Annotated in this window: 21 protein-coding genes, 1 pseudogene and 1 riboswitch; of the genes and pseudogenes, 9 read left to right on the top strand and 13 right to left on the bottom strand. The window is 47.0% G+C overall.

The window, feature by feature from the left end; translation table 11 throughout:
* Positions 1-54 precede the first annotated feature (54 nt).
* Together MHH91_RS02865 and MHH91_RS02860 are read left to right on the top strand one after the other, a co-directional pair.
* On the top strand, positions 55-384 hold the full coding sequence (locus MHH91_RS02865) for a DMT family transporter (protein WP_013351169.1): 330 nt from the start codon (positions 55-57) through the stop codon (positions 382-384).
* A complete protein-coding gene (locus MHH91_RS02860; protein WP_013351168.1) occupies positions 384-698 on the top strand; it encodes a DMT family transporter in 315 nt (104 codons plus the stop codon). The genes MHH91_RS02865 and MHH91_RS02860 overlap by 1 nt, the downstream gene beginning before the upstream one ends.
* A 59-nt stretch (positions 699-757) precedes the next feature.
* Here MHH91_RS02860 and MHH91_RS02855 read toward each other — a convergent pair whose 3' ends face one another.
* The 3 genes from MHH91_RS02855 to MHH91_RS02845 all read right to left on the bottom strand — a co-directional run bounded on the left by MHH91_RS02855 (position 758) and on the right by MHH91_RS02845 (position 3,487).
* Positions 758-1,972, bottom strand: a complete 1,215-nt coding sequence (locus tag MHH91_RS02855; protein ID WP_013351167.1) for a CynX/NimT family MFS transporter — start codon at positions 1,970-1,972, stop codon at positions 758-760.
* Positions 1,962-2,648, bottom strand: a complete 687-nt coding sequence (locus tag MHH91_RS02850; protein WP_013351166.1) for a FadR/GntR family transcriptional regulator — start codon at positions 2,646-2,648, stop codon at positions 1,962-1,964. Before MHH91_RS02850 ends, MHH91_RS02855 begins: the two co-directional genes overlap by 11 nt.
* Before the next feature lie 122 nt (positions 2,649-2,770).
* On the bottom strand, positions 2,771-3,487 hold the full coding sequence (locus MHH91_RS02845; protein ID WP_014469831.1) for a GntR family transcriptional regulator: 717 nt from the start codon (positions 3,485-3,487) through the stop codon (positions 2,771-2,773).
* A 177-nt stretch (positions 3,488-3,664) separates the two neighbouring features.
* Positions 3,665-3,764, top strand: a riboswitch (purine riboswitch).
* 55 nt (positions 3,765-3,819) lie between these two features.
* Here MHH91_RS02845 and MHH91_RS02840 point away from each other — a divergent pair.
* Positions 3,820-4,980 (top strand): MFS transporter, encoded by a 1,161-nt coding sequence (locus MHH91_RS02840; RefSeq protein WP_014471486.1) that lies wholly within the window; start codon positions 3,820-3,822, stop codon positions 4,978-4,980.
* 52 nt (positions 4,981-5,032) lie between these two features.
* On the opposite strand, the gene MHH91_RS02835 is transcribed toward MHH91_RS02840, so the two are convergent.
* Entirely contained in the window at positions 5,033-5,599 is a 567-nt protein-coding gene (locus tag MHH91_RS02835) for a YdhK family protein (RefSeq protein WP_013351163.1), read from the bottom strand.
* Positions 5,600-5,804: 205 nt separating this feature from the next.
* On the opposite strand from MHH91_RS02835, the gene MHH91_RS02830 reads away from it, so the two are divergent.
* A complete protein-coding gene (locus tag MHH91_RS02830) occupies positions 5,805-5,978 on the top strand; it encodes a hypothetical protein (RefSeq protein WP_014469830.1) in 174 nt (57 codons plus the stop codon).
* 50 nt (positions 5,979-6,028) lie between these two features.
* On the opposite strand, the gene MHH91_RS02825 is transcribed toward MHH91_RS02830, so the two are convergent.
* From MHH91_RS02825 to MHH91_RS02810, 4 genes are all read right to left on the bottom strand, one after another.
* Positions 6,029-7,387 carry a serine hydrolase gene (locus tag MHH91_RS02825; protein WP_013351162.1) on the bottom strand — a complete coding sequence of 453 codons (1,359 nt, stop codon included), beginning with the start codon at positions 7,385-7,387 and terminating at the stop codon, positions 6,029-6,031.
* A gap of 90 nt (positions 7,388-7,477) precedes the next feature.
* Positions 7,478-7,747 (bottom strand): hypothetical protein, encoded by a 270-nt coding sequence (locus MHH91_RS02820; RefSeq protein ID WP_013351161.1) that lies wholly within the window; start codon positions 7,745-7,747, stop codon positions 7,478-7,480.
* Between the two features lie 211 nt (positions 7,748-7,958).
* The gene (locus MHH91_RS02815) at positions 7,959-9,152 is read right to left on the bottom strand and encodes a macrolide family glycosyltransferase (RefSeq protein ID WP_014469829.1); all 1,194 of its coding nucleotides are present in this window, start codon (positions 9,150-9,152) and stop codon (positions 7,959-7,961) included.
* Positions 9,153-9,283: 131 nt separating this feature from the next.
* The gene (locus MHH91_RS02810) at positions 9,284-9,979 is read right to left on the bottom strand and encodes a GntR family transcriptional regulator (protein WP_013351158.1); all 696 of its coding nucleotides are present in this window, start codon (positions 9,977-9,979) and stop codon (positions 9,284-9,286) included.
* 180 nt (positions 9,980-10,159) lie between these two features.
* Between MHH91_RS02810 and MHH91_RS02805 the strand changes: the two genes are divergently transcribed.
* Together MHH91_RS02805 and MHH91_RS02800 are read left to right on the top strand one after the other, a co-directional pair.
* Positions 10,160-11,215: a tartrate dehydrogenase gene (locus MHH91_RS02805; protein WP_013351157.1), complete on the top strand. Its 1,056-nt coding sequence runs from the start codon at positions 10,160-10,162 to the stop codon at positions 11,213-11,215.
* A 21-nt stretch (positions 11,216-11,236) separates the two neighbouring features.
* Complete coding sequence (locus tag MHH91_RS02800) at positions 11,237-12,145, top strand: alpha/beta fold hydrolase (RefSeq protein WP_013351156.1); 909 nt, start codon at positions 11,237-11,239, stop codon at positions 12,143-12,145.
* Positions 12,146-12,274: 129 nt separating this feature from the next.
* Here the strand turns inward: MHH91_RS02800 and MHH91_RS02795 are convergent, their stop codons facing one another.
* The 3 genes and pseudogenes from MHH91_RS02795 to MHH91_RS02785 form a co-directional block, all read right to left on the bottom strand.
* Complete coding sequence (locus MHH91_RS02795; RefSeq protein WP_013351155.1) at positions 12,275-12,892, bottom strand: NUDIX hydrolase; 618 nt, start codon at positions 12,890-12,892, stop codon at positions 12,275-12,277.
* 169 nt (positions 12,893-13,061) lie between these two features.
* Positions 13,062-13,908 (bottom strand): annotated as a pseudogene (locus MHH91_RS02790) (DMT family transporter).
* A gap of 207 nt (positions 13,909-14,115) precedes the next feature.
* Positions 14,116-14,937, bottom strand: coding sequence for a MerR family transcriptional regulator (locus MHH91_RS02785; protein ID WP_013351153.1), 822 nt, complete (start codon positions 14,935-14,937; stop codon positions 14,116-14,118).
* A gap of 153 nt (positions 14,938-15,090) precedes the next feature.
* Here MHH91_RS02785 and MHH91_RS02780 point away from each other — a divergent pair, with 153 nt between their 5' ends.
* Positions 15,091-15,549, top strand: a complete 459-nt coding sequence (locus MHH91_RS02780; protein WP_013351152.1) for a GNAT family N-acetyltransferase — start codon at positions 15,091-15,093, stop codon at positions 15,547-15,549.
* A 157-nt stretch (positions 15,550-15,706) separates the two neighbouring features.
* Positions 15,707-16,450: a sulfite exporter TauE/SafE family protein gene (locus tag MHH91_RS02775; protein WP_014469825.1), complete on the top strand. Its 744-nt coding sequence runs from the start codon at positions 15,707-15,709 to the stop codon at positions 16,448-16,450.
* A gap of 41 nt (positions 16,451-16,491) precedes the next feature.
* On the opposite strand, the gene MHH91_RS02770 is transcribed toward MHH91_RS02775, so the two are convergent.
* Positions 16,492-17,331 carry a helix-turn-helix transcriptional regulator gene (locus MHH91_RS02770; protein ID WP_013351150.1) on the bottom strand — a complete coding sequence of 280 codons (840 nt, stop codon included), beginning with the start codon at positions 17,329-17,331 and terminating at the stop codon, positions 16,492-16,494.
* 108 nt (positions 17,332-17,439) lie between these two features.
* On the opposite strand from MHH91_RS02770, the gene fabF reads away from it, so the two are divergent.
* Positions 17,440-18,675, top strand: coding sequence for a beta-ketoacyl-ACP synthase II (fabF, locus tag MHH91_RS02765; RefSeq protein ID WP_038462619.1), 1,236 nt, complete (start codon positions 17,440-17,442; stop codon positions 18,673-18,675).
* Positions 18,676-18,702: 27 nt separating this feature from the next.
* Here fabF and MHH91_RS02760 read toward each other — a convergent pair whose 3' ends face one another.
* Positions 18,703-19,914, bottom strand: coding sequence for a Bcr/CflA family efflux MFS transporter (locus MHH91_RS02760; RefSeq protein WP_013351148.1), 1,212 nt, complete (start codon positions 19,912-19,914; stop codon positions 18,703-18,705).
* Positions 19,915-20,019: the final 105 nt, after the last annotated feature.

The following is a 20,019-nucleotide window of genomic DNA, read 5'->3' as shown; positions in this document are numbered from 1 at the left end:
TTTTTGACCGCCATAAAAATGACTGACATTCATTCATAATTGAGGTGACTGTAAATGTATTGGCTGCTTGTACTGATAGCCGGACTGTTAGAAGTGATTTGGGCGTCTGCCCTGAAGCATGCGGATTCGCTCATTGATTGGATTGGTATTTTCCTTCTGATTGCCGTCAGCTTTCTGATGTTGATCCGCTCTTATAAAAAAATCCCCATGGCTGCCGCATATACCGTTTTTGTCGGAATAGGCACGGTCGGCACATATGTAACGGGCGTTATTTTAGGAGAACCTTTTTCAATCGGGCAGATATTCTTTTTGGCTTTGCTGCTGTCCGGCATTTTAGGAATGAAGGTATTTACGAAAGAAAATAAAACAAGGAGTGAACATTAATGGCTTGGCTGCTGTTATTTATTGCCGGAGCGGAAGAAGTTGTAGCGGCCGTTGCCATGAAACATATTGACGGCTTTAAAAAAAAGTGGCCGCTGATTGTCATGACAACAGGCTTTATGCTTTCATTCTTTTGCCTTTCTGAAGCGATGCAGGTCCTTCCCACAGGTGTTGCGTATGCAGCTTGGACCGGCATGGGAAGCATCGGCGTTTCGGCCGTGGGCATACTCTGGTTTAAAGAAAAATTCAATCTGTCACAATTGGTGTCTCTGGGGCTTATCCTCATCGGTGTCATCGGTTTAAAACTGACGACATGATGGCCGGAGACTGCTTTTCAGATAAAAAAAAAAGGACCCGTCTCGGGTCCTTTGTTTTTTTATGCTGTTTTGATCTGTTCTGCTTTTCCCGCTCCGACTCCGAAAATAAAGATCAGAACGGAGACTGCGATCAGCATGAATAACGGAACCGTCCAGCCGTGCGTGATGTCATGCAGCAGGCCGAATACGAGCGGTCCGAAGGCGGCAAGCAGGTATCCGAATGACTGAGCCATGCCGGAAAGCGCCGCGGCTTCATGAACATGCCGGGTCCGCAGGCTGAAAAACATCATCGCCAGACTGAACGCACAGCCTCCCGCAATTCCGATCAAAATGACCCATAGCGGAGTAAGAGACGGGCTCCCGCAAAGAACACCGGCAATGCCGATGAAGAAAAATAAGGCCGTCAGTCCGGCGAGAGCGCGCTGATTTTTCATTTTAGCGGCAGCGATCGGCACGATAAAGGTAATCGGCAGGAGTGAGAACTGCATTAACGAAAGCATCCATCCCGCCCTGCTTGAGCTGAGTCCATTCTGCTGAAGAATTTCCGGCAGCCAAGCGATGACTGTGTAAAAAATAAGGGATTGCAGGCCCATAAACATCGTCACCTTCCAAGCCAGCGGGGACCGCAGCAGACTGCTTTTCTTCCCTCCGTCTGCCCCCGGCGTGCGGACGGGCAGTTCGCGTCCCCTCATTTGCGGAATCCACATGACGAACGCTATTAAAGAAAGAATGCCCCAGCAGCCGAGCGCGCCTTTCCAGCCCAATCCAGCTGAGGAGGCGATCGGTACGCTGATGCCGGATGCAATCGCGCCGCATAGATTCATAGAAACCGAGTAGACGCCGGTCATAACGCCTAAATTTCCCGGAAACTTATGTTTAATGAGACTCGGCAGCAGTACGTTGCATACGGCAATCGATAATCCCAGCAGGATCGTCCCTAAAAAGAGAGTGCCGATCCCGGCGATTGAGCGCAGCAGGATACCGGCTGTCAGGATAATTAATGATGACAGTAAGACAAGTTCGGTTCCGAAGCGCCGGGACAATAAAGGAACAAACGGCGACAGACATGCAAAGGCCAAGAGCGGCACTGTGGTAATGGTGCCGGCAGCCGCATTGGTCATTCCGAGGCTGTCCCGAATTGAGGAAACCAGCGGTCCGACCGATGTCAGAGGCGCTCTGAGATTGGCCCCTATCAATATGACTCCGATGATCAGCAAGATCAGTTTCTTACGCTGACTTGCTTGTAACATTTGATGTTCGTCTTCAATTTTCATGTTTATCCTCCATGTGTATTGTATCTTTAAATCCTGTGATGTATTGATTGACAGCCTCCATGGCCTGATCCGGTTTCTGTCCGGCAATCGCATCGGCAAGCTGGCTGTGGACCCTGATATCAGGGGTGATTTCCAACAGGTTATGGACTGACGCACAAAGCGCCTCCGTCATATGTTCGTATAGATCAGAAAGCATATTGTTATGGGCCGCCTGTACAATTGTTTTGTGCAGCTTAATGTCGGCTTCGGCATACCGTTTTCGATCGTCGTTTTGCAAGGCCGCTTCACATTCATCCAGACATGCCTTCAGTGCCTCCAAGTCTTCATCAGTACGCCTTTGGGCCGCCAATCGTGCGGCTTCTCTTTCAAGTGCGTATCTGACTTCTAATGTTTCAAGCAAATTTGATTTTTTTATGTGACGGTAAAATGCCGCGCCGAGGACACTGGATGAGCTGACATACGTACCGCTCCCCTGCCTTGTCTGAAGCAGGCCGGCATGTACGAGCGCCCGGATGGCCTCACGCAGCGTGTTTCGGCTCACATCAAATTGCTTCATTAAATCCAGTTCAGGGGGAATGCGCGTCCCGACCGGCCATTTATCCGATTGAATTAACGATTCAATTTGCGCCACCACTTGTTCTACGAGCGACAGTCTGCTTGTTTTGGATATATCCATCAAACACCTCTGTAATTTGTAGGATGATTCTATCATTGGATAATATAACATAAAATCGGCGAAGGTGTAAATCAGGCGCAACGAAAAAAAGAGTGAGTTTTTTCTCTCACTCTTCGGCGCTTTTACGAACGTTTTATATTAACTGAGGTCACGACAAACTTGTCATGGCGGTGGCGGGAAAATGAATATTCAAAGGGGGTGCCGTTATCCAAAAAGCCTACATGCTCGACTTCCAGTATCGGGTCATCCGCCCGGCAGCCGAGATATTGCTGATCCATATCATCCGACTTGCACGCTCTGATTTTTCTGTGTGTGCCTGCGATTTTGAGCTGCAGCTCTTGCGTAATATGATCGTAGATGGAATGGTTGAGCACCTCGTCGTTAATGCCGGGTATAAGGCTCGCCGGCATGTACGTTTTTTCAAGAACGTACGGTTCGCCTTCGACGATTCTCAGCCTCACTACATAATAGACGGGAGTCTTTTCGTCGATGGCCAAATGCGCGGCGACATCTTGAGACGGGAACTGCACTTCAAACCGGATGACCTTGCTTTTGACGTCTTTGCCTTTTAACAAATTGCTCAAGCCGAGAATTTCGTTGCTGACTACGTGAACGTGCTCGTCCTGCATGGCTGATTGAATAATAAACGTGCCGTGCCCTCTTTTTCTGAAAAGCATCCCTTCAGCCGCAAGCGTGTCGAGCGCCCGTTTCATCGTCATTCGGCTGCACCCGAATTCCAGTGCGAGCGTCTTTTCATCCGGGATCGGCTGATCTATGTCATAAACACTGCTTTTAATCCTCGTTCTCATTTCGTTGGCGATTTTTTCGTACTTATTCATCGGTTTCCTCCGGCTGTGTAATGTTTGATCTGTATAGACTCCTTACGGTTATCATAAATTTTTTTCCCTGCTTCATCAATGACGTTACAGCCGCCGTTATTAAAATTGAAAGGATTTCCTCGAATTTTCTATGGAATCTCTCTCACTATTATGGTAGAATTTTTTGCAGAAACGGACACAAACGAATATTGCATACATTGTATAACCTCAATGATATGGTTTGAGGGTGTCTACCAGGAACCGTAAAATCCTGATTACAAAAAACTGTCCCGCACACTTTTTGTAATCAGGATTTTTTATTTTCTAAAAAATAAAAAAAGGAGTATCTGTACATGAATTTCAAAGTATTTCTGCTTGCAGCATCTACTATTGCAGTCGGATTGGTTGAATTAATTGTGGGCGGTATTCTCCCGCAAATCGCTTCCGACTTAGACATATCGATCGTCAGCGCCGGGCAGCTGATCAGCGTGTTCGCGCTCGGTTACGCGGTATCAGGCCCTCTGCTTTTGGCAGTGACGGCAAAAGCTGAACGAAAGCGGCTTTATTTAATCGCACTTTTTGTTTTCTTCCTGAGTAATCTGGTCGCTTACTTCAGTCCCAATTTCGCCGTACTTATGGTGTCACGAGTGCTCGCTTCCATGAGCACAGGGCTGATTGTCGTCCTTTCTTTAACGATTGCTCCTAAAATCGTGGCGCCGGAATACAGAGCGCGGGCGATCGGCATCATTTTCATGGGCTTCAGCTCCGCAATCGCTTTAGGCATGCCTGTCGGCATTATCATCAGCAATGCCTTCGGATGGCGCGTGCTGTTTTTGGGAATCGGCGTATTATCTCTGGTTTCCATGCTGATTATCAGCGTCTTTTTTGAAAAAATACCTGCTGAAAAAATGATCCCGTTCCGTGAGCAGATTAAAACGATTGGGAACGCCAAGATTGCCAGCGCGCATCTTGTTACCTTATTTACATTGGCGGGGCATTACACACTATATGCCTACTTTGCGCCTTTTTTGGAAACAACGCTTCATTTGAGTTCTGTTTGGGTCAGTGTATGCTACTTTTTGTTCGGCCTGTCAGCGGTATGCGGCGGCCCGTTCGGAGGCTGGCTGTATGACCGTTTAGGATCATTTAAAAGCATCATGCTTGTGACCGTTTCTTTCGCTTTGATCCTGTTTATCCTTCCGCTGTCAACGGTTTCTTTAATCGTTTTCCTGCCTGCGATGGTCATTTGGGGATTGCTCAGCTGGAGCCTTGCGCCGGCGCAGCAAAGCTATTTGATCAAAATCGCGCCTGAGTCTTCCGATATTCAGCAAAGCTTCAATACGTCCGCTTTGCAAATCGGCATTGCGCTCGGGTCAGCCATCGGCGGCGGCGTGATCGGACAAACGGGTTCTGTCACAGCAACCGCCTGGTGCGGCGGTTTGATTGTCATTATCGCAGTCAGCTTAGCCGTATTCTCTTTAACGAGACCCGCTTTGAAAAGAAAATCCGCATAAGTGTGAGACCGCAAAAAAGCCAAAGGAATTCCTTCGGCTTTTGCGTTCTTTTTTATTTTGCGGCAGTAAGCTCGTCTTCTGTCACCCATTTATGGTTGGTTACTTTTTTGCCCCCATCAGTTGGTGTATAGTCGACCATGTAAACGGTTGTCTTTTTGGCTGAATCAATGACGGCTTCAGCACCCTTCATGCCTTTCATATGGGCTGCCTCGATGACTGCCTTGTCACCCGGATTTAACGTTTTATCGCCAGCGCCCTTCAATTCTTCCTGGATGACCCATTTATGATCTTCAACGCGCTTTCCTCCGGTTTCCGGAGTGTAAGATACACTGTAAACCGTTGTATCATAAGCACCTTTTACGGTCCCTTGCGCATTTTTCATGCCTTTCATATGAGAAGCTAAAATCATGACGTCACTGCCCACTTTATAAGTCGGATTTTCGGCCTTCTTTAAACCCTTCGGCACCTCAGATGAACCTGAGTGATTCATGTCTTCGTGTGAGTGCGTTTCTTTGTCTTTCGCTTTTTCGCTTCCTCCTGAAGATTGGCTGTTGCATCCGGCAAGCGCCAGAACGGGAATCAGGAGAAACATGCTGAATAAAAATAGTCGCGCTTTCATTTCAATTAACTCCTTTGCTTTTTTGATAGTTTTGCGTTTCCCTTTCGGTTCCTCAGTAAAACAAAAGATGAATTGCGGCCTGTCATTTCTCCTAATTCTTCAAATCTCTCTTTATTGCCTTTCGTCAGGTGAAATTGTTCACAAAATGTACACATTAATAGAAATGCAGTATAATTCAATTATCAGATAATAGGGGGAACTCATCATGAAAACGAAGGTTTTTGCGGTGGTATTGGGCGCTGTTTTAATGATTGCGGGTTTGCTTTTGGCAGAGGTTTCACTTTATATGGAATACATCACAATGCTCGGAGCTATGATTTTTTCTTCTATATTTATGTCAGAGCCGAAAATAAAATTTCGCATAATCAAAGGGGTTTGACTTTTCTGTTACCGCCGTCTTCTCAGGACGGCGGTTTTTCTGTATGTCACTCAGTCTATTCGCAGAGCTGTTTCTTCTGTGGCGTCCTGATATAAAACGAAATGTGAGGCTGTTTGTGCTTTATCACCTGCAAATTCAATTTCAATCGGCAGCGCCCTGACAAAATAACGGGTTTCTGTCATTGGGAATAATTCGAATGGTGTTTGTCCGTCTATTGTAATATACAATCGGTTTTCTCTTACCGTCACCGCTGCATAGGTACCATCCTGAAATGAATAATTACCGATAAATCTGCTGTAAACGGCGGGGTCGATGTCTGCTTTTTTCTGATCCGCCGGACGTTTCGGAATCACATATGGCTGATCAAATAAGATGTTTACCGCCGCTTCGATCACAACTTGTTCAAATTGATCCGATTGTTCCATGTTGCTGAGATAAATCAGAGTTTTATTCTGATCAATATATCGAAGCATCAGACTGGAATATCCCGGCCAGCCTCCGTCGTGGCTGATCATCTTCCCTTTTTCGCTGCTGTTTCGGATCATCCAGCCAAAACCATATCCGAATTGCTCTTCTTCATTCCAATAGCCGGGTGTAAACGCTTGATCTTTAGATTCCTTGCTGATAATTTCTTCCGTATAAAGAGCCTGATCAAACAGATATAAATCCTTTATGGCAGAGTTAACGGTTCCGTCGCCTTGAATCCCGTCAAGAAAGACGACATAATCGGTTTCCTCAAGTTCATCCGGCAGCACATACTCTCCGGAATGAACATCATAGACATAGCCATATGCATAGTTCGGAATGGTTTCTTTGCTCAATCTTCTGTTATAAATCCGCGTATCGTGCATACGAAGGGGATGAAATACGGCTTGTTTCATAAATTCAGCAAAACTCATGCCTGATACAATTTCAATAATAACCGCTAACACAACATACCCCGTATTACTGTAAAGCCAGCCTTTATTCGGCGGGAAATAAACATCCGGCTTATGCCGTTTGAGCATATTCATAACATCTTGATTAACGGCAATTTTGTTCCGATCCCAATGTTTTAAGAACAACTCTATATAGTCCGGCAACCCTGACGTATGATGAAGTAAATGCCGAATGGTAATGCCCGGGTAAGGAAAATCAGGAAGCCACCGCTCTATCATATCGTCATAGCGCAACTTCCCTTCTTGCTCTAAAATGATGACACCCAGAGCTGTAAACGGCTTCGATACTGAAGCCAATTCAAAGACCGATTGGTCATTCAGCATCCTGTTTGTTTCCAGTTCTGCAGTTCCGAATGAACCCTGATATAAAATGCGGCCGTTTTCTGCTGCTAATACAGCTCCGTTTATTTCATGTCTTCCGTCTAATGTGCTGAAAAGCTGTTCAAAAGCTTGTTTTTTCTTATCGTTCATTCGCGTCCTCCCTTCTAAAAACTGATTCTCTCTTTTATACGGATACCTGCTTTATAGGTTTCAATATTTTTCCTTTTTAATGTGATTCTTTTATTCACACCATACAGTGCAGGCTTCGAATTCAACATGCTTCTCGTCTTTCTTTGCCCCGGCAATTTCCATGGTTGAAAACATCGCACAGACGACAGCTTTGTATTCGTTCATGACGGTTTGTGTTTCAATCAGGAACCGTTCGGATGAAGCCGCATATTCCATTACGTACTCTTTCATTTTCCCGATAATATCATCTGCCTGACGGCTGAACCCGGCCGCCTCCAAGTCACTCTCAAACTGGTTTTTGTTGATCATATGAATATGCATTTTTAAAAGCCCCTTTCAGCAGCGTATTTGTGATTATATTCACTGTAAAGGACAGGCTTGGATAAACTTTTAATAAAATATGAACAAAATATGAATTGGCTCATCCGCCAAACCGGCGGTGAAACTTGCAAATGAAGAGCATCATATCATCTGAAAGCCATTATAAAAAGCCTGTTTCCCCTTTGGAGGCGGAAACAGGCTTTTTTTCATTTTAATGAGCATTTTTCGTTTCAATAAACCGGTCGATCCGTGCCAGAACATCCTTCATGTCCATGCATTCTTTAAAGCTTTCATTGATGGCTTGAATGCCTTGTTTGTATTTCCCGTTGTGAAGGACTTCTTCTGCGGCAAGCTTTAACTTTTCAGCGCTTACTTCATCTTTTTGCACTGTAAAGCCCGCATTCAATTCAGTCAGCCGGCCCGCAACCATCGGCTGATCTTTATCGTGCGGGATGACGACCAGCGGCACTTGATAATGAATGCCTTCATTTACACTGTTCATTCCGCCATGTGTAACAAACACGTCTGCCTGCTCCAGCACTTCAAGCTGCGGCACGTATGGAGCGATGATAAAGTTTTCGGGCGCCTGTTTGATTTTCGACAGATCGGCTTTTTCCCCGGCGGCAATGACAACCTTGCCTTCAAAATCTGAGAACGCGTCTATGCACAGATTAAAAAACGCTTCCGTGTTCCCGAGCACCGTTCCCATTGAGATATAAATGACTTTTTCATTCTTTAAAGAGTCAATCGGGAAGGCGGTGTCCCCTTTTCTCTTCGGAAAACTCGGACCGATAAATAAATACTCATCTCCGAATGTCTCGCTTTCGGGCTGAAAATATCTGCTTGTATAGACGACGTTCAGTTCACCCGTGTTGTTCATAAACTGAACCAGGCTGTCAGGAGCAACGCCGTATTTGTCTTTCATCTCGGCCAACAGCTCTTCACATTCCCTGTCCGGCTTAAACGGCACGCCTGATTCCGGATGGAGCGGCAGTATTTTCAGACGGTCTTCATTGAACAGGAAGGATGCTGAAGAAGAGATGCCGGGGATGTTGAGATAATCTCTCACCAGCTCTCCCGCACCGAATTTATCATAATAGACGGCGTCGAATTGAATGTCCTCAGCCAGACGCTGCACAATCTGTAAAATCTCCAGTGACGTTTTGATATGAACCTTTAAAAATGCAAGTATACCGGCCGGGGTGCCGGGATCAATGGGTGTCATTCTGAGCAGATCGCGGTGAAGATGGACCTCCGCCCCTACTCCTTCCAGCCTGCTTTTGTATTTTTCCGTTGAGATATAATGAACGTGATCGCCCCGTTCACTGAAGGCCTTTGTCACACCCAGAGTCGGATTTACGTGTCCTTCTGCGGGAAAATTGATCATTAGAATATGTTTAGCCATTTTTTCAAACTCCTTTGCCTTTTCGCCCTTTTTCCATATCCATCATAAATGATGCGAAAAAAATCATGCAAGGAACATCCGTCGGGTCTTTATGGCGATTTAATGACACCAACAAAAAAAGACAAGGCTTTTCACCTTGTCAATCGTGACGATTCGTCTGTTTCTTCCGCTTTCAGCACGCCTTTCAGATGTTCTACATCATGCTGGAGATGCTCGGTCATATATTGCACGGCTTTTGCTTTGTCGCCTTTTTTTATTTCTTCAAAGACTTTCCGGTGCTCATGCAGGATAACCTCCGCACGGTCATCTCCTTTAAAATTAAGAACTCTGCAAAAATGAATCAGCACATTGACATGCTCAAGCAGCTTGGCCAGCTGGCTGTTGCGGCTGAAATCCACAAGGAGCTGATGAAACGTTTCGTTCAAGGAAATAATCTCAGTCTCTTTGGCGCCTTTATGAATGGCTTCTTCCGTCTCCCGTAGCTGCTGTTCAATACGTTCAATTTCGCTCTCAGCCGCTTCATCAATGACGAGTTCGACCGCCAGTGATTCAAGCGATATTCTGATTTTGTAAATCTCTTCGACATCCTTAATGGACAGCGAATAGATGACAAAGCCGTTTCGATCGTCTGCCGTCAGCAGCCCGTCCTTTTCAAGGAGCCGCATGGCTTCTCTGATCGGTGATCGGCTGACTCCAAAATCCTTGGCCAGCTGTGTTTCATTCAGCCGTTCTCCCGGTTTAAACACCCCGTCGAATATCATTTTTTTCAATTGAGAATAAAATTGCAGATAATACGGGGTTGGCTTATCTAATTTAAAATTATCCATCTTTCCTACCTCTTCATACAATTTAGGCCTTATGTTACCAAGATCATATAACAGTTTATCTATGGAAGCAACATTCCCAAGCTTGTCAGCCCAGCAAAAGTGGCGTAATATGGAATTATTACAAACGACGGTCGACGGTCTTCCGTAAACCGAAACAATTCATTCAGAGGTGATGGAAACATGAAAACATACAAGATTGCCAGCATACCGGGAGACGGCGTGGGAAAAGAAGTAGTCCTGCAAGCGGAGCGGGTATTGAATGCGATCGCCGAATTACATGGGGGCATTGCATTTGATTTTACTTCTTTTCCGTGGAGCTGCGAGTATTATCTGGAGCACGGAACCATGATGCCGGATGATGGATTAGAAACGTTACAACACTTTGATGCTTTGTTTTTGGGAGCGGTGGGAAATCAAAAACTCGTCCCCGACCATGTTTCGCTGTGGGGGCTGCTCATCAAGATACGCCGGGAATTTGAACAGGTGATTAATGTACGGCCGGCCAAGCTGCTGCCGGGAATCACCTCCCCTCTCGTGAACCCGAAGGATTTTGATCTGTTAGTCGTCCGCGAAAACAGTGAGGGCGAATACAGCTCTGTCGGCGGCAGAATCTATCAGGATGAAGACGAAATCGCCATTCAAAACGCGGTCTTTTCCCGCAGAGGAACGGAAAGAGTGATGCGGTATGCCTTTGAACTGGCGGCAAATCGGCGGAAACACGTCACAAGCGCGACGAAATCTAACGGTATTGTACACTCTATGCCGTTCTGGGACGACATCTTTAAAGAGGTCAGCCGGGATTACGCCGGGATTAAGACAGATTCGCAGCACATCGATGCACTGGCGGCCTTTTTTGTCACTCATCCGGAACGCTTTGATGTCATTGTCGCTTCAAATCTGTTCGGAGATGTGCTGACAGATATCGGCGCGGCGATTATGGGAAGCGTCGGAATCGCTCCTGCGGCCAATATCAATGTAAACGGAAAATATCCTTCTATGTTTGAGCCTGTTCACGGCTCCGCTCCGGATATTGTCGGGAAAGGAATTGCCAATCCTATAGGGCAAATATGGACGGCAAAATTAATGCTCGATTCATTCGGAGAAGAGGAACTGGGCAATCTCCTCTTACAATCAATTGAAACCGTCACAAACAGCGGCGTCCTGACCCCTGATGTCGGCGGAAAGCATTCAACGGAAGACGTCACCTCCGCTATTATTTCTCAAATAAAAAAATAAAATTTTATGAGGAGAGAGAAAATGGATTCTTTTCGTGAACAATTTGAAAAGCATGTGACCCATGATTCAATTGAGGTAAATGGCATCCGCCTTCATTACGTCTTTGCGGGAAAGGAGGATGCTCCCCCCGTCATCCTCCTGCACGGCTTTCCGCAAAGCTGGGTGACGTGGCGTTATGTAATTCCGACGCTTGCCGCTTCTCATAGAGTCATCGCTGTGGATCTGAGGGGCTACGGCGATTCTGAAAAGCCGAGCGGCATAAACGGTTATGATAACAAAACGATGGCAAGCGATATACAAGGTCTGATGCGCCGCCTGCATATACAAAGAGCGTTAATTGCAGGGCATGACAGAGGCGCAAGGGTAGCAAGGCGGCTGACTTTAGATGCTCCGGAGCTGGCGGCTGGCCTTGTGCTCATTGACATTATGCCGACTGAATACGTCTATGATTCTCTGACCGCAGCTGAAGCGGCAAAAAAATACTGGCACTGGACATTTCAAGTCGTTCCCCATCTGCCGGAAGAATTAATAAAAGGAAAAGAAGAGGAATATCTTAGATTTTTATTAAGCAGAGGTGACGGGCTTTTTGACCTGCTGACATCAGACGGCGCCTGGGACCGGTACTTAGCCGCCTGGAAGCAGCCCGGCGCTGTCCAGGCTGCGCTTAATGACTACAGAGCCGCTTATCAAATTGATTTGCCGAGATATCGTTCAGAAAAGGAATCACAGAAAAAACTGGATGTTCCCACACTTTTGCTGTGGGGAGAAAAAGGGAACTTAGCCGGTCTTCCCGTGCTTGACACATGGAGAGAATCAATTCGTGAAGTCAGTGGTGGATATGAGGTAAAAGGCTGCGGCCATTATGTCCCCGAGGAAAAACCGACAGAAACCGCCCGCAGGATTATCGATTTTTCAAAAACGGTTTTTTAAGGGGCGCACCACACCGAAACAGGCAGACTCTTAAAACCCGGCCTGATGACTTACCTTCTCTATCACAGGCCGGATCATTCATAAGTGAAATGGTTCTGAACCAGCCCCCTCTTTTTCCTGCTTGCTGCCTTAATCAAAATAAACGGGTTTGTCCGGATGTTTGAGATATGAAAACATCCTTTCAATCTGACTTTCCGTATTGCGGGCGGCAGATAGCGGCGGCAGCTCCGTTTCCGCAAAAAAAGCGGCCGCGCTGGTTTCCGTTCCCTCCCTGAGCTGTCCGCCGATGATCTCACATTTGATAAACACTTTGTAAACGTGGACGGCGGACGGCGGATGGGAATGGCATTTCTTATCCATTACAGCTAACAGTTTGACCGGCTTTACGTCGATTCCCGATTCTTCTTTTACTTCTTTGACAGCGGCTTCGCCAGGAGAGATCCCGATATCAGCCCACCCGCCCGGCAGCGCCCATTTGCCGTCGCTTTTCTCTTTCACCATTAATATGCTCTGATCTTTAAAAACTGCCGCTCTGATATCAACTTTCGGAGTGGGATAGCCCCTATCACCGGCGAATATGTCTTTTATGATCCTTTTCTCGATGCCTGTATAATGCACCATGATATCCACGCTTATTTTTCTTATTTCTTCAAATCTCTCAATATCATATATGTCTTTGGAATAAGCCAGCCCCGCTTGCGCCGCGGATTGAAGCTGTTTTGCCCATTCAAGCCATTTTGGCTCCATTATTTTCACCGCCTAACTTTGATTCACGAACTCCCGAGGACCCAGGTATTGCACTTTGAGAGTACTCATGATCCGTTTCTGCTTCTTGTTTTCTGTGTATGGCGGGACGAATCCTGCTGTTACACATCAGAAAAAAGCCATTCTGCAATGAATGGCTTTTTTTCAGACACTATTTTTCTTTAATAACGAGCACGACGCCTGCAGCAATAAGAGCCGCCCCGATCCAGAAGGTTCCTCCGATCTTCTCCCCCAGCAGCAGCCAGCCGAGCAATGTCCCGGAGAGCGGCTGAAAGAAGAAAAACAGACCTCCGCTTGCCGCATTCAGCAATTGCAATCCGCGATTCCACAGCATGAACGCACAGGCCGTTGAAATCACACCCAGATATAAAAGGCCGCCCCATATCTCAGGCCGGGCAAGCTGAGACAACGGAATCTCCTGAAGCGGGCCCGCTGTAAACGGGGTCAGGATGACAAATGCGACACAAATGGAATAGGTTGTGACGACAAGCGGTGAGTAACGGCCGGGAACCCGTTTAATCAGCACGGACATCAAAGCCCATGTCAGCGCCGCAGCCAGAAGCGAGAGACCGCCGAGCTGGCCCGACATATTGATATCTCCGTTCCCTACGATGAGCAATACCCCGATGGTCGCCAGTCCTACCGATATTCCTTTTTTCAGCGTTAACCGTTCTTTCAGAATCAGACGGGCAAATACAACCATAAATGCGGGAGTGGATGCCGTAATGATCGCTCCCATTTGCGCGGTTGATAATTTCGTGCCGATCTCCTGCGTGACGATCGAAATCGTGTTGCCGATCAACCCGATCACAGCAATCAGTAATAGATCACGTTTATGAACTTTCCAGGATTGACGTGTAAAGCGCGACCGCATATCTCAGCCATACCAGTTCAAGCGGCGGAATGACCGCTACCACAACTTTTACAATGACATACATACCGCCCCAGATACTGGCGGCCAATGCCAAATAAATCGAACCGAACAACGTATTTTTCAATTTGATGCACCCTCCGTTATCATATTAGGTCATGTGACATGCCCTAACGGAGAGAAGCGCAGTCACTTTCCTCCATTAAGGGCGGAGAAGTGCTGCCGGTACATCATGTTCAAATAAAGGCGCCAAAAACATATCGCTTTTCACCTCAATTTCCAATCTGATTTTTCTCATTATACAAGGTTTGTTAAAAGGCGTAAATGATCAGCTTTATGTGCCGCGGACTTGCAGCTGAATTCTTGTGATTTGATTGTCAAACCCATCCGCCACAACTTCATCGAGCATGTATTCTTCATATGCATAATCCCCCATTTCCAGCCCATACTCTTCAATGAACTGCATGATTCTGCGGTAAGCCGCTTCCGCTTCATCTCCTATTTGATACCCGACCGCATAAAGCCCTTTCGGCTTGATATGGAGGTCTTTATTCACTATGCCTTCTTCTGTCTTGATATAAAAATGAGTGTAGTTGTAGAATTCTTTCTTCAGAATCTGCTCCCGCGCAAACAGGCCGCCGACCGGGTGCCCCTGATCGAGTTCATGGATTTGCCTATAGCGGATCAATTCGGAAAGAGCGGCGGTGTATTGCCGTTCAGGCAAATTGAGTACAGGACGCCCGATCATAAGCGGTTCTTCATCTGAGTGCTGCAGAGAGACGGAGGAAAAGTCCGTCTCCAAGGCCTGTTCGGTCAGTTTCACCTTTGTCTGAATCATCCTTTGCAGGTGTTCGAGCTTTTTGATTTTGCTTTCGATTTCTGAGGATTTCTCCTTTAAAAGCGCGATGATATCCTCGGGGGTTTTGTCTGTTAAGAGCGGTTTGATACGCTTTAAGGGTATGCCGACCTCCTTAAACAGACTGATGACCTGAAACAGCTCGAATTGATGATAGGAATAATATCTGTATCCGTTCGCTTTTTTGATTTCCGGAGAGAGCAGGCCGATCTCGTCATAATGGAACAGGGTTTGTTTTTTTACGTGGCAGAGTTTTGCAAATTCACCCGTTGTAAAGTATTTTCTGACGTCTTCGCTCATAATACCTCCTTGACTATACGGTAACCATATCCTTTATGATGTTCATTGTATCTGAGAGAAGGCTGACTCACAAATCAGCTTACCTATGGACGGACGCTTACGGCAATCGAAGCTTTTAACCGTCTCAGAAAAAGCGGAAGAGGAGTATTAAGTATGACTATTGAAATCAAAGCAGTCACGGAAGAAAACCGTGCTGATATACTGGCGCTTCATGTAAGCGAAAGCCAGACTTCATTTATTGAAACCGTGGAAAAGTGTTTACAAGATGCTGAGGATTGCCGGCATTATCAGCCGGCCGGCCTTTATTTTAACGGAGAATTGGTCGGCTTTGCCATGTACGGATGGTTTCCGGAATATGATGAGGAAAACCAAAACGGCAGAGTGTGGCTTGACCGTTTTTTCATTGATGAACGATATCAGGGACGCGGTTTGGGCAAACTGATGCTTGATGCCCTTATCCGGCACCTCGCTCGATTATATGATTGCAGACGGATTTATTTAAGTCTGTTTGAAGATAACGTGCACGCATTGCGCCTTTATCAAAGATTCAGCTTTATATTCAATGGAGAGCTGGACTTCAACGGGGAAAAAGTGATGGTCAAAGAGCTGTAGACTCTCTGTATAAAAGCCATTCGTCTTCTTGCCAACTTAAATTTGAGGTAACATAAAAGTATTGAACGACGGTCGACGGACGACCAATGTCGATTGTTAAAACCTGATACAGCGGATCGGAATATTGTGATCAGGCATCTAAATGGAGGAGAAGATTGTGCTTATTATACTCGTTATGTTTCTTCTCGGGATTATTCTCGGGTTTATCGGCGCGGGGGGAGCCGGTTTTGTCATTGCGCTTTTAACCATACTTTTTCACGTACCAATTCATACGGCTTTGGGCACTTCCCTTGCCGGAATGGCTTTCACAAGTTTATCGGGGGCTTTCAGCCACTACCGTGAAGGCAATATTCAGATGAAAATCGGTCTCATCGTCGGCGTTTTTGCGGCATTCGGTTCGTTTTTCGGAGCCAGACTTACTTCTCTTATTCCCGCAGATTTGCTGCATTACTTGACGGCGGGCATGCTGTTTTTATCTGCTCTGCTTATTTTGGTCCGGTTATTTATTTTAAAAGAAACACAAGAAGACTCCGGACGGCAAAGCAACCTGAACATATGGGTGAAAGCCGTTGTGCTCGGTATCATCGCAGGGATCTTGTCCGGAACGTTCGGCATCGGTTCTGCCCCCTTCATCCAAATCGGCTTAATGATTCTTTTGCGCTTATCCATCCGCCAGTCGGTCGGCACCACCATGCTTGTCATTATCCCGCTTGCAGTCGGCGGAGGACTCGGTTATGTGACGGAAGGATTTGTCGATTATATGCTGTTGGTCAAAGTGCTGATCGGAACGATGTGCGGCGCGTATGTCGGAGCGAAATTCACCAATCTCGTGCCGAAAGTCATTCTGAAATCAGCCATCTTTTTAACACCGGCCATCGCCGGTCTGATGCTTTTATTTTAAACTGAAACGGAAGGCAGCCGCCTCCCGTTTTTTTCTGTTCTTTACCGGTTTTCGCAGAGCTTTTTCAGCTTTGCCTCCGTTTCGGTGTGATCTACCGGCGTATACACGCTGCAGCGCAGGTCACTGTTGCCCTGAACCTGAAAGGAAGTCAGGTTAAAAACCATTTTTCCCGCCTTCGCGTGGCGGAACTCAATTAATACTTCGGGAGCCGAGCTGACTTCGCTCTCATTCCACAGCGTATGAAACTCTGAATATGTCTGCTCCATTTCTTCTATAAACTGAGAATACCACGTATCCGCGACATACTGGCCGTAATACGTTCTGAAAATGGCGATGAACCCTTTCACAAAATGCTCCCAGTTCACGGCTAGACTTCTTAATTCTTTTCTGGAAAACAATAGCTCTATGAGATTCCGCTTTTCAGGAGGAATTTGTTCAAAATCCAAAAACACGTGAGCCGCCGCCTGGTTCCACCCTACGATATGGCACCGCCTGTCCGAGATAATGGTGGGACAATAACGGAGCTCCTGGAGGATTTTTGAAAGGGACGGGCTGATGACCGCTTCTTCCTCCGCTGTAAACGGCTGCTTCACGCCCTCATCAATGGCAAGCGCGTACAAATAATTTCTCTCATCTTTATTCAGCTGAAGCGCATCGGAAACGGCGTCCAATACGGCTGCTGACACTTTAATGTCTCTGCCCTGCTCCAGCCACGTATACCACGTGGTGCTTACGCCGGCTAATTGCGCGACTTCTTCTCTTCTGAGGCCCGGCGTTCTTCTCCGTGTGCCCATTGGCAGCCCGGCCATCTGCGGAGAAATTTTGGCCCGCTGCGTTTTTAAAAACTCAGAAAGAGCCTGCAATCTTGCTTCTGGTATCATTCTGACCCTCTCCTTTCTTACCCTGGTACTTATTATACTAGGATAATCAACAACTTGTAATAGGATAATTGCGAGTTACAATAAATACATACCGAAGGAGGAATGACCATGAAAAGAGTTGTGATCACCGGAATGGGAGTGATTTCACCTCTCGGCAATGATGTGCATACATTTTGGAAACACCTGACGGAAGGAAAATCAGGAATCTCTATCATAGATTCGTTTGATGTCTCCGGCTCCAAGACAAAAATAGCCGGCACCGTCCGCGATTTCGACGCAGAAGAAAGATGGGGCAGAAAAGAAGCGAGAAAGCTTGACCGTTTCAGCCAGTTTGCTTTAGCCGCAGCGGAACAGGCGCTGGAAAGCTCCGGGATTCAGCTCGAGCAAATTGACCGTGAACGCCTCGGCGTGTACGTCGGCTCCGGAATCGGCGGCATCACGACCTTGATTGACAATGTCCGTACGTTAAACGAACGGGGAGCGCGAAAAGTGAGCCCGAGCCTTGTCCCTATGATGATTTCAAATGCGGCCGCCGCTCAAATCAGTATCAGATTAGGCGCGCTCGGTCCCTCACTTTCTCCCGTCACCGCGTGTTCTATCGGCAATACGTCGATCGGGGAAGCATTTAACGCCATTCGGAATGATGACGCAGATATCATGTTTGCAGGGGGTGCGGAGGCAGCGATTACAAACCTGTCATTAGCCAGCTTCGGCAATGCCCACGCGCTGTCAGCGAGAAATGAAGACCCCGCCGCGGCAAGCCGGCCGTTTGACGCGGATCGCGATGGTTTTGTCATGAGTGAAGGCGCGGGTATTGTAGTATTAGAATCATTGGATAACGCAATCAGCCGAAATGCTCCGATCCTCTGTGAGGTGCTCGGCTACGGCGCAAGCTCGGACGCGTATCACATGGTAGCCACCCATCCTGAAGGAACGGGCGCATACTTGGCGATGAAAAACGCTTTGAAAAAGGCGAAGGTTTCAGCGGAAGACATTGATGTCGTAAGCGCCCATGCGACAAGCACTAAAGCCGGAGATCTTTCTGAAACATTGGCAATCAAGAAATTATTCGGGGAGCTTGCCTATGACATTCCGGTCACGGCAAACAAGTCAATGCTCGGCCATATGCTTGGCGCGGCAGGCGGAGTTGAAGCCATCGCTCTGACAGAAAGCTTGAGACACGGCATCATCCCGCCGACGATCAATCTGCAAACCCCTGATTCGGCGTGTGATTTGGACTATGTATCAGACGGTCCGCGTCAGCAATCTTTAACAATCGGCCTCTCCAATTCATTCGGCTTTGGCGGACATAACTCAGCGATCATCCTGAAGAAATATGAATAGCGGGCATAAAAAAAGGAGTGAATCATTTCACTCCTTTTTTGCTTTCTCCTGTTTTGTTGTTAAGGTGAAAAAAGCGATGGAACCGATAACGGATGTCGCAAACATGATCAGCCCCATCGGCACGGCCGTCGCTTCATTCATTCCCACAAGCGGCGACACGATGGAACCGAGAAGAAGCGGAAGCATGCCGAGCAGTGCGCTTGCGCTTCCCGCGCGGTGTCCCTGCTTTTCCATCGCCAGTGTAAAGGTGCTTGTCAGCGTCATGCCGATCGTAATCATATAAATAAAAATGGAAATCACCAGTGCCGCCAGCGGCCCGTGAATGATCGTCATGACAAGCAGAACGGCTGTCGCCGTCATCGCTGTAATGACACCAATCCTCAGCAGGCTTTTTTCATGAATGATTCCGCCGAAACGCCCGATGATAAAGCTTCCTGTAATGATCGCCAGCCCGTTTATGCCGAATAAAACACTAAAGACCTGAGGCGATACTCCGTAAATATCCTGATACACAAAAGGCGTCCCCGAGACATACGCAAAGCTCCCGCCGTGGATAAAACCGACCGTCAACGCATAGCCGATAAATGACCGATCTTTCAGCAGGCTTCCCATTGTCCGCACGGAATTTCCGATAGAGCTCGGGATACGCTTTTCCGGCGGCAGGGTTTCTTTCAGCTTGAGCGCAATGATGAGAACAAGCAAAAACCCGATAACGGTTAAAAAGAGAAAAATCGTATGCCATGATGCAAACGGGAGCAGTAAAATCGCGCCTCCCGTCATTGGCGCCACCATCGGCGCGACGGCGGTAATGACCATTAACAGCGAGAAAAATTTAGAAAGCTCTCTCCCCGTAAAGACATCTCTGACGATCGCACGGGACAGAACGAGTCCTGCCGAAGCGGTGAACCCTTGAAGAAAACGGGCAATCACTAATGTTGTAATGTTCGGCGCAAGCGCGCAAAACAGAGAAAACAAGGCAAATAAAAAAATACATAGTAATAACGGTTTTCTTCTTCCCTGCGCGTCACTTAACGGGCCGACAACAACCTGTCCGATTGTCAAGCCGATCAGACATGCGGTTAAACTGAGCTGGACAAGCGAAGCGCGGGCGCTTAAATCTTCGGCGATTTCAGGGAAACTCGGCAGATACATATCTATATTCAGAGGCCCCAGTATCGCAAGCATGCCGAGAAGAAAAGCCAGCGCAAGCCGCTCCTTGCCGGTCGGATTATGCAGCATATCGTTCCCACCTTTCCTTTGTCAATCTCTCAAAACATTTGTATATTGTATCATAATTTTTTCTTTATTTTTTAAAGTTTTCAAGGGCGGCAGGAAGACATAAAA

The sequence above is a fragment of the Bacillus sp. FSL K6-2819 genome (genome assembly GCF_038008305.1).
In the GTDB taxonomy this organism is placed as follows: domain Bacteria; phylum Bacillota; class Bacilli; order Bacillales; family Bacillaceae; genus Bacillus; species Bacillus amyloliquefaciens.
Note: the sequence above shows the minus strand (reverse complement) of the source record. Positions and strands in the feature narration are given on the sequence as shown.

Coding starts and splice junctions, on each gene's coding strand:
- MHH91_RS02865 (WP_013351169.1), top strand. CDS start 55: ATGTATTGGCTGCTTGTACTGATAGCCGGACTGTTAGAAGTGATTTGG.
- MHH91_RS02860 (WP_013351168.1), top strand. CDS start 384: ATGGCTTGGCTGCTGTTATTTATTGCCGGAGCGGAAGAAGTTGTAGCG.
- MHH91_RS02855 (WP_013351167.1), bottom strand. CDS start 1,972: ATGAAAATTGAAGACGAACATCAAATGTTACAAGCAAGTCAGCGTAAG.
- MHH91_RS02850 (WP_013351166.1), bottom strand. CDS start 2,648: ATGGATATATCCAAAACAAGCAGACTGTCGCTCGTAGAACAAGTGGTG.
- MHH91_RS02845 (WP_014469831.1), bottom strand. CDS start 3,487: ATGAATAAGTACGAAAAAATCGCCAACGAAATGAGAACGAGGATTAAA.
- MHH91_RS02840 (WP_014471486.1), top strand. CDS start 3,820: ATGAATTTCAAAGTATTTCTGCTTGCAGCATCTACTATTGCAGTCGGA.
- MHH91_RS02835 (WP_013351163.1), bottom strand. CDS start 5,599: ATGAAAGCGCGACTATTTTTATTCAGCATGTTTCTCCTGATTCCCGTT.
- MHH91_RS02830 (WP_014469830.1), top strand. CDS start 5,805: ATGAAAACGAAGGTTTTTGCGGTGGTATTGGGCGCTGTTTTAATGATT.
- MHH91_RS02825 (WP_013351162.1), bottom strand. CDS start 7,387: ATGAACGATAAGAAAAAACAAGCTTTTGAACAGCTTTTCAGCACATTA.
- MHH91_RS02820 (WP_013351161.1), bottom strand. CDS start 7,747: ATGCATATTCATATGATCAACAAAAACCAGTTTGAGAGTGACTTGGAG.
- MHH91_RS02815 (WP_014469829.1), bottom strand. CDS start 9,152: ATGGCTAAACATATTCTAATGATCAATTTTCCCGCAGAAGGACACGTA.
- MHH91_RS02810 (WP_013351158.1), bottom strand. CDS start 9,979: ATGGATAATTTTAAATTAGATAAGCCAACCCCGTATTATCTGCAATTT.
- MHH91_RS02805 (WP_013351157.1), top strand. CDS start 10,160: ATGAAAACATACAAGATTGCCAGCATACCGGGAGACGGCGTGGGAAAA.
- MHH91_RS02800 (WP_013351156.1), top strand. CDS start 11,237: ATGGATTCTTTTCGTGAACAATTTGAAAAGCATGTGACCCATGATTCA.
- MHH91_RS02795 (WP_013351155.1), bottom strand. CDS start 12,892: ATGGAGCCAAAATGGCTTGAATGGGCAAAACAGCTTCAATCCGCGGCG.
- MHH91_RS02785 (WP_013351153.1), bottom strand. CDS start 14,937: ATGAGCGAAGACGTCAGAAAATACTTTACAACGGGTGAATTTGCAAAA.
- MHH91_RS02780 (WP_013351152.1), top strand. CDS start 15,091: ATGACTATTGAAATCAAAGCAGTCACGGAAGAAAACCGTGCTGATATA.
- MHH91_RS02770 (WP_013351150.1), bottom strand. CDS start 17,331: ATGATACCAGAAGCAAGATTGCAGGCTCTTTCTGAGTTTTTAAAAACG.
- fabF (WP_038462619.1), top strand. CDS start 17,440: ATGAAAAGAGTTGTGATCACCGGAATGGGAGTGATTTCACCTCTCGGC.
- MHH91_RS02760 (WP_013351148.1), bottom strand. CDS start 19,914: ATGCTGCATAATCCGACCGGCAAGGAGCGGCTTGCGCTGGCTTTTCTT.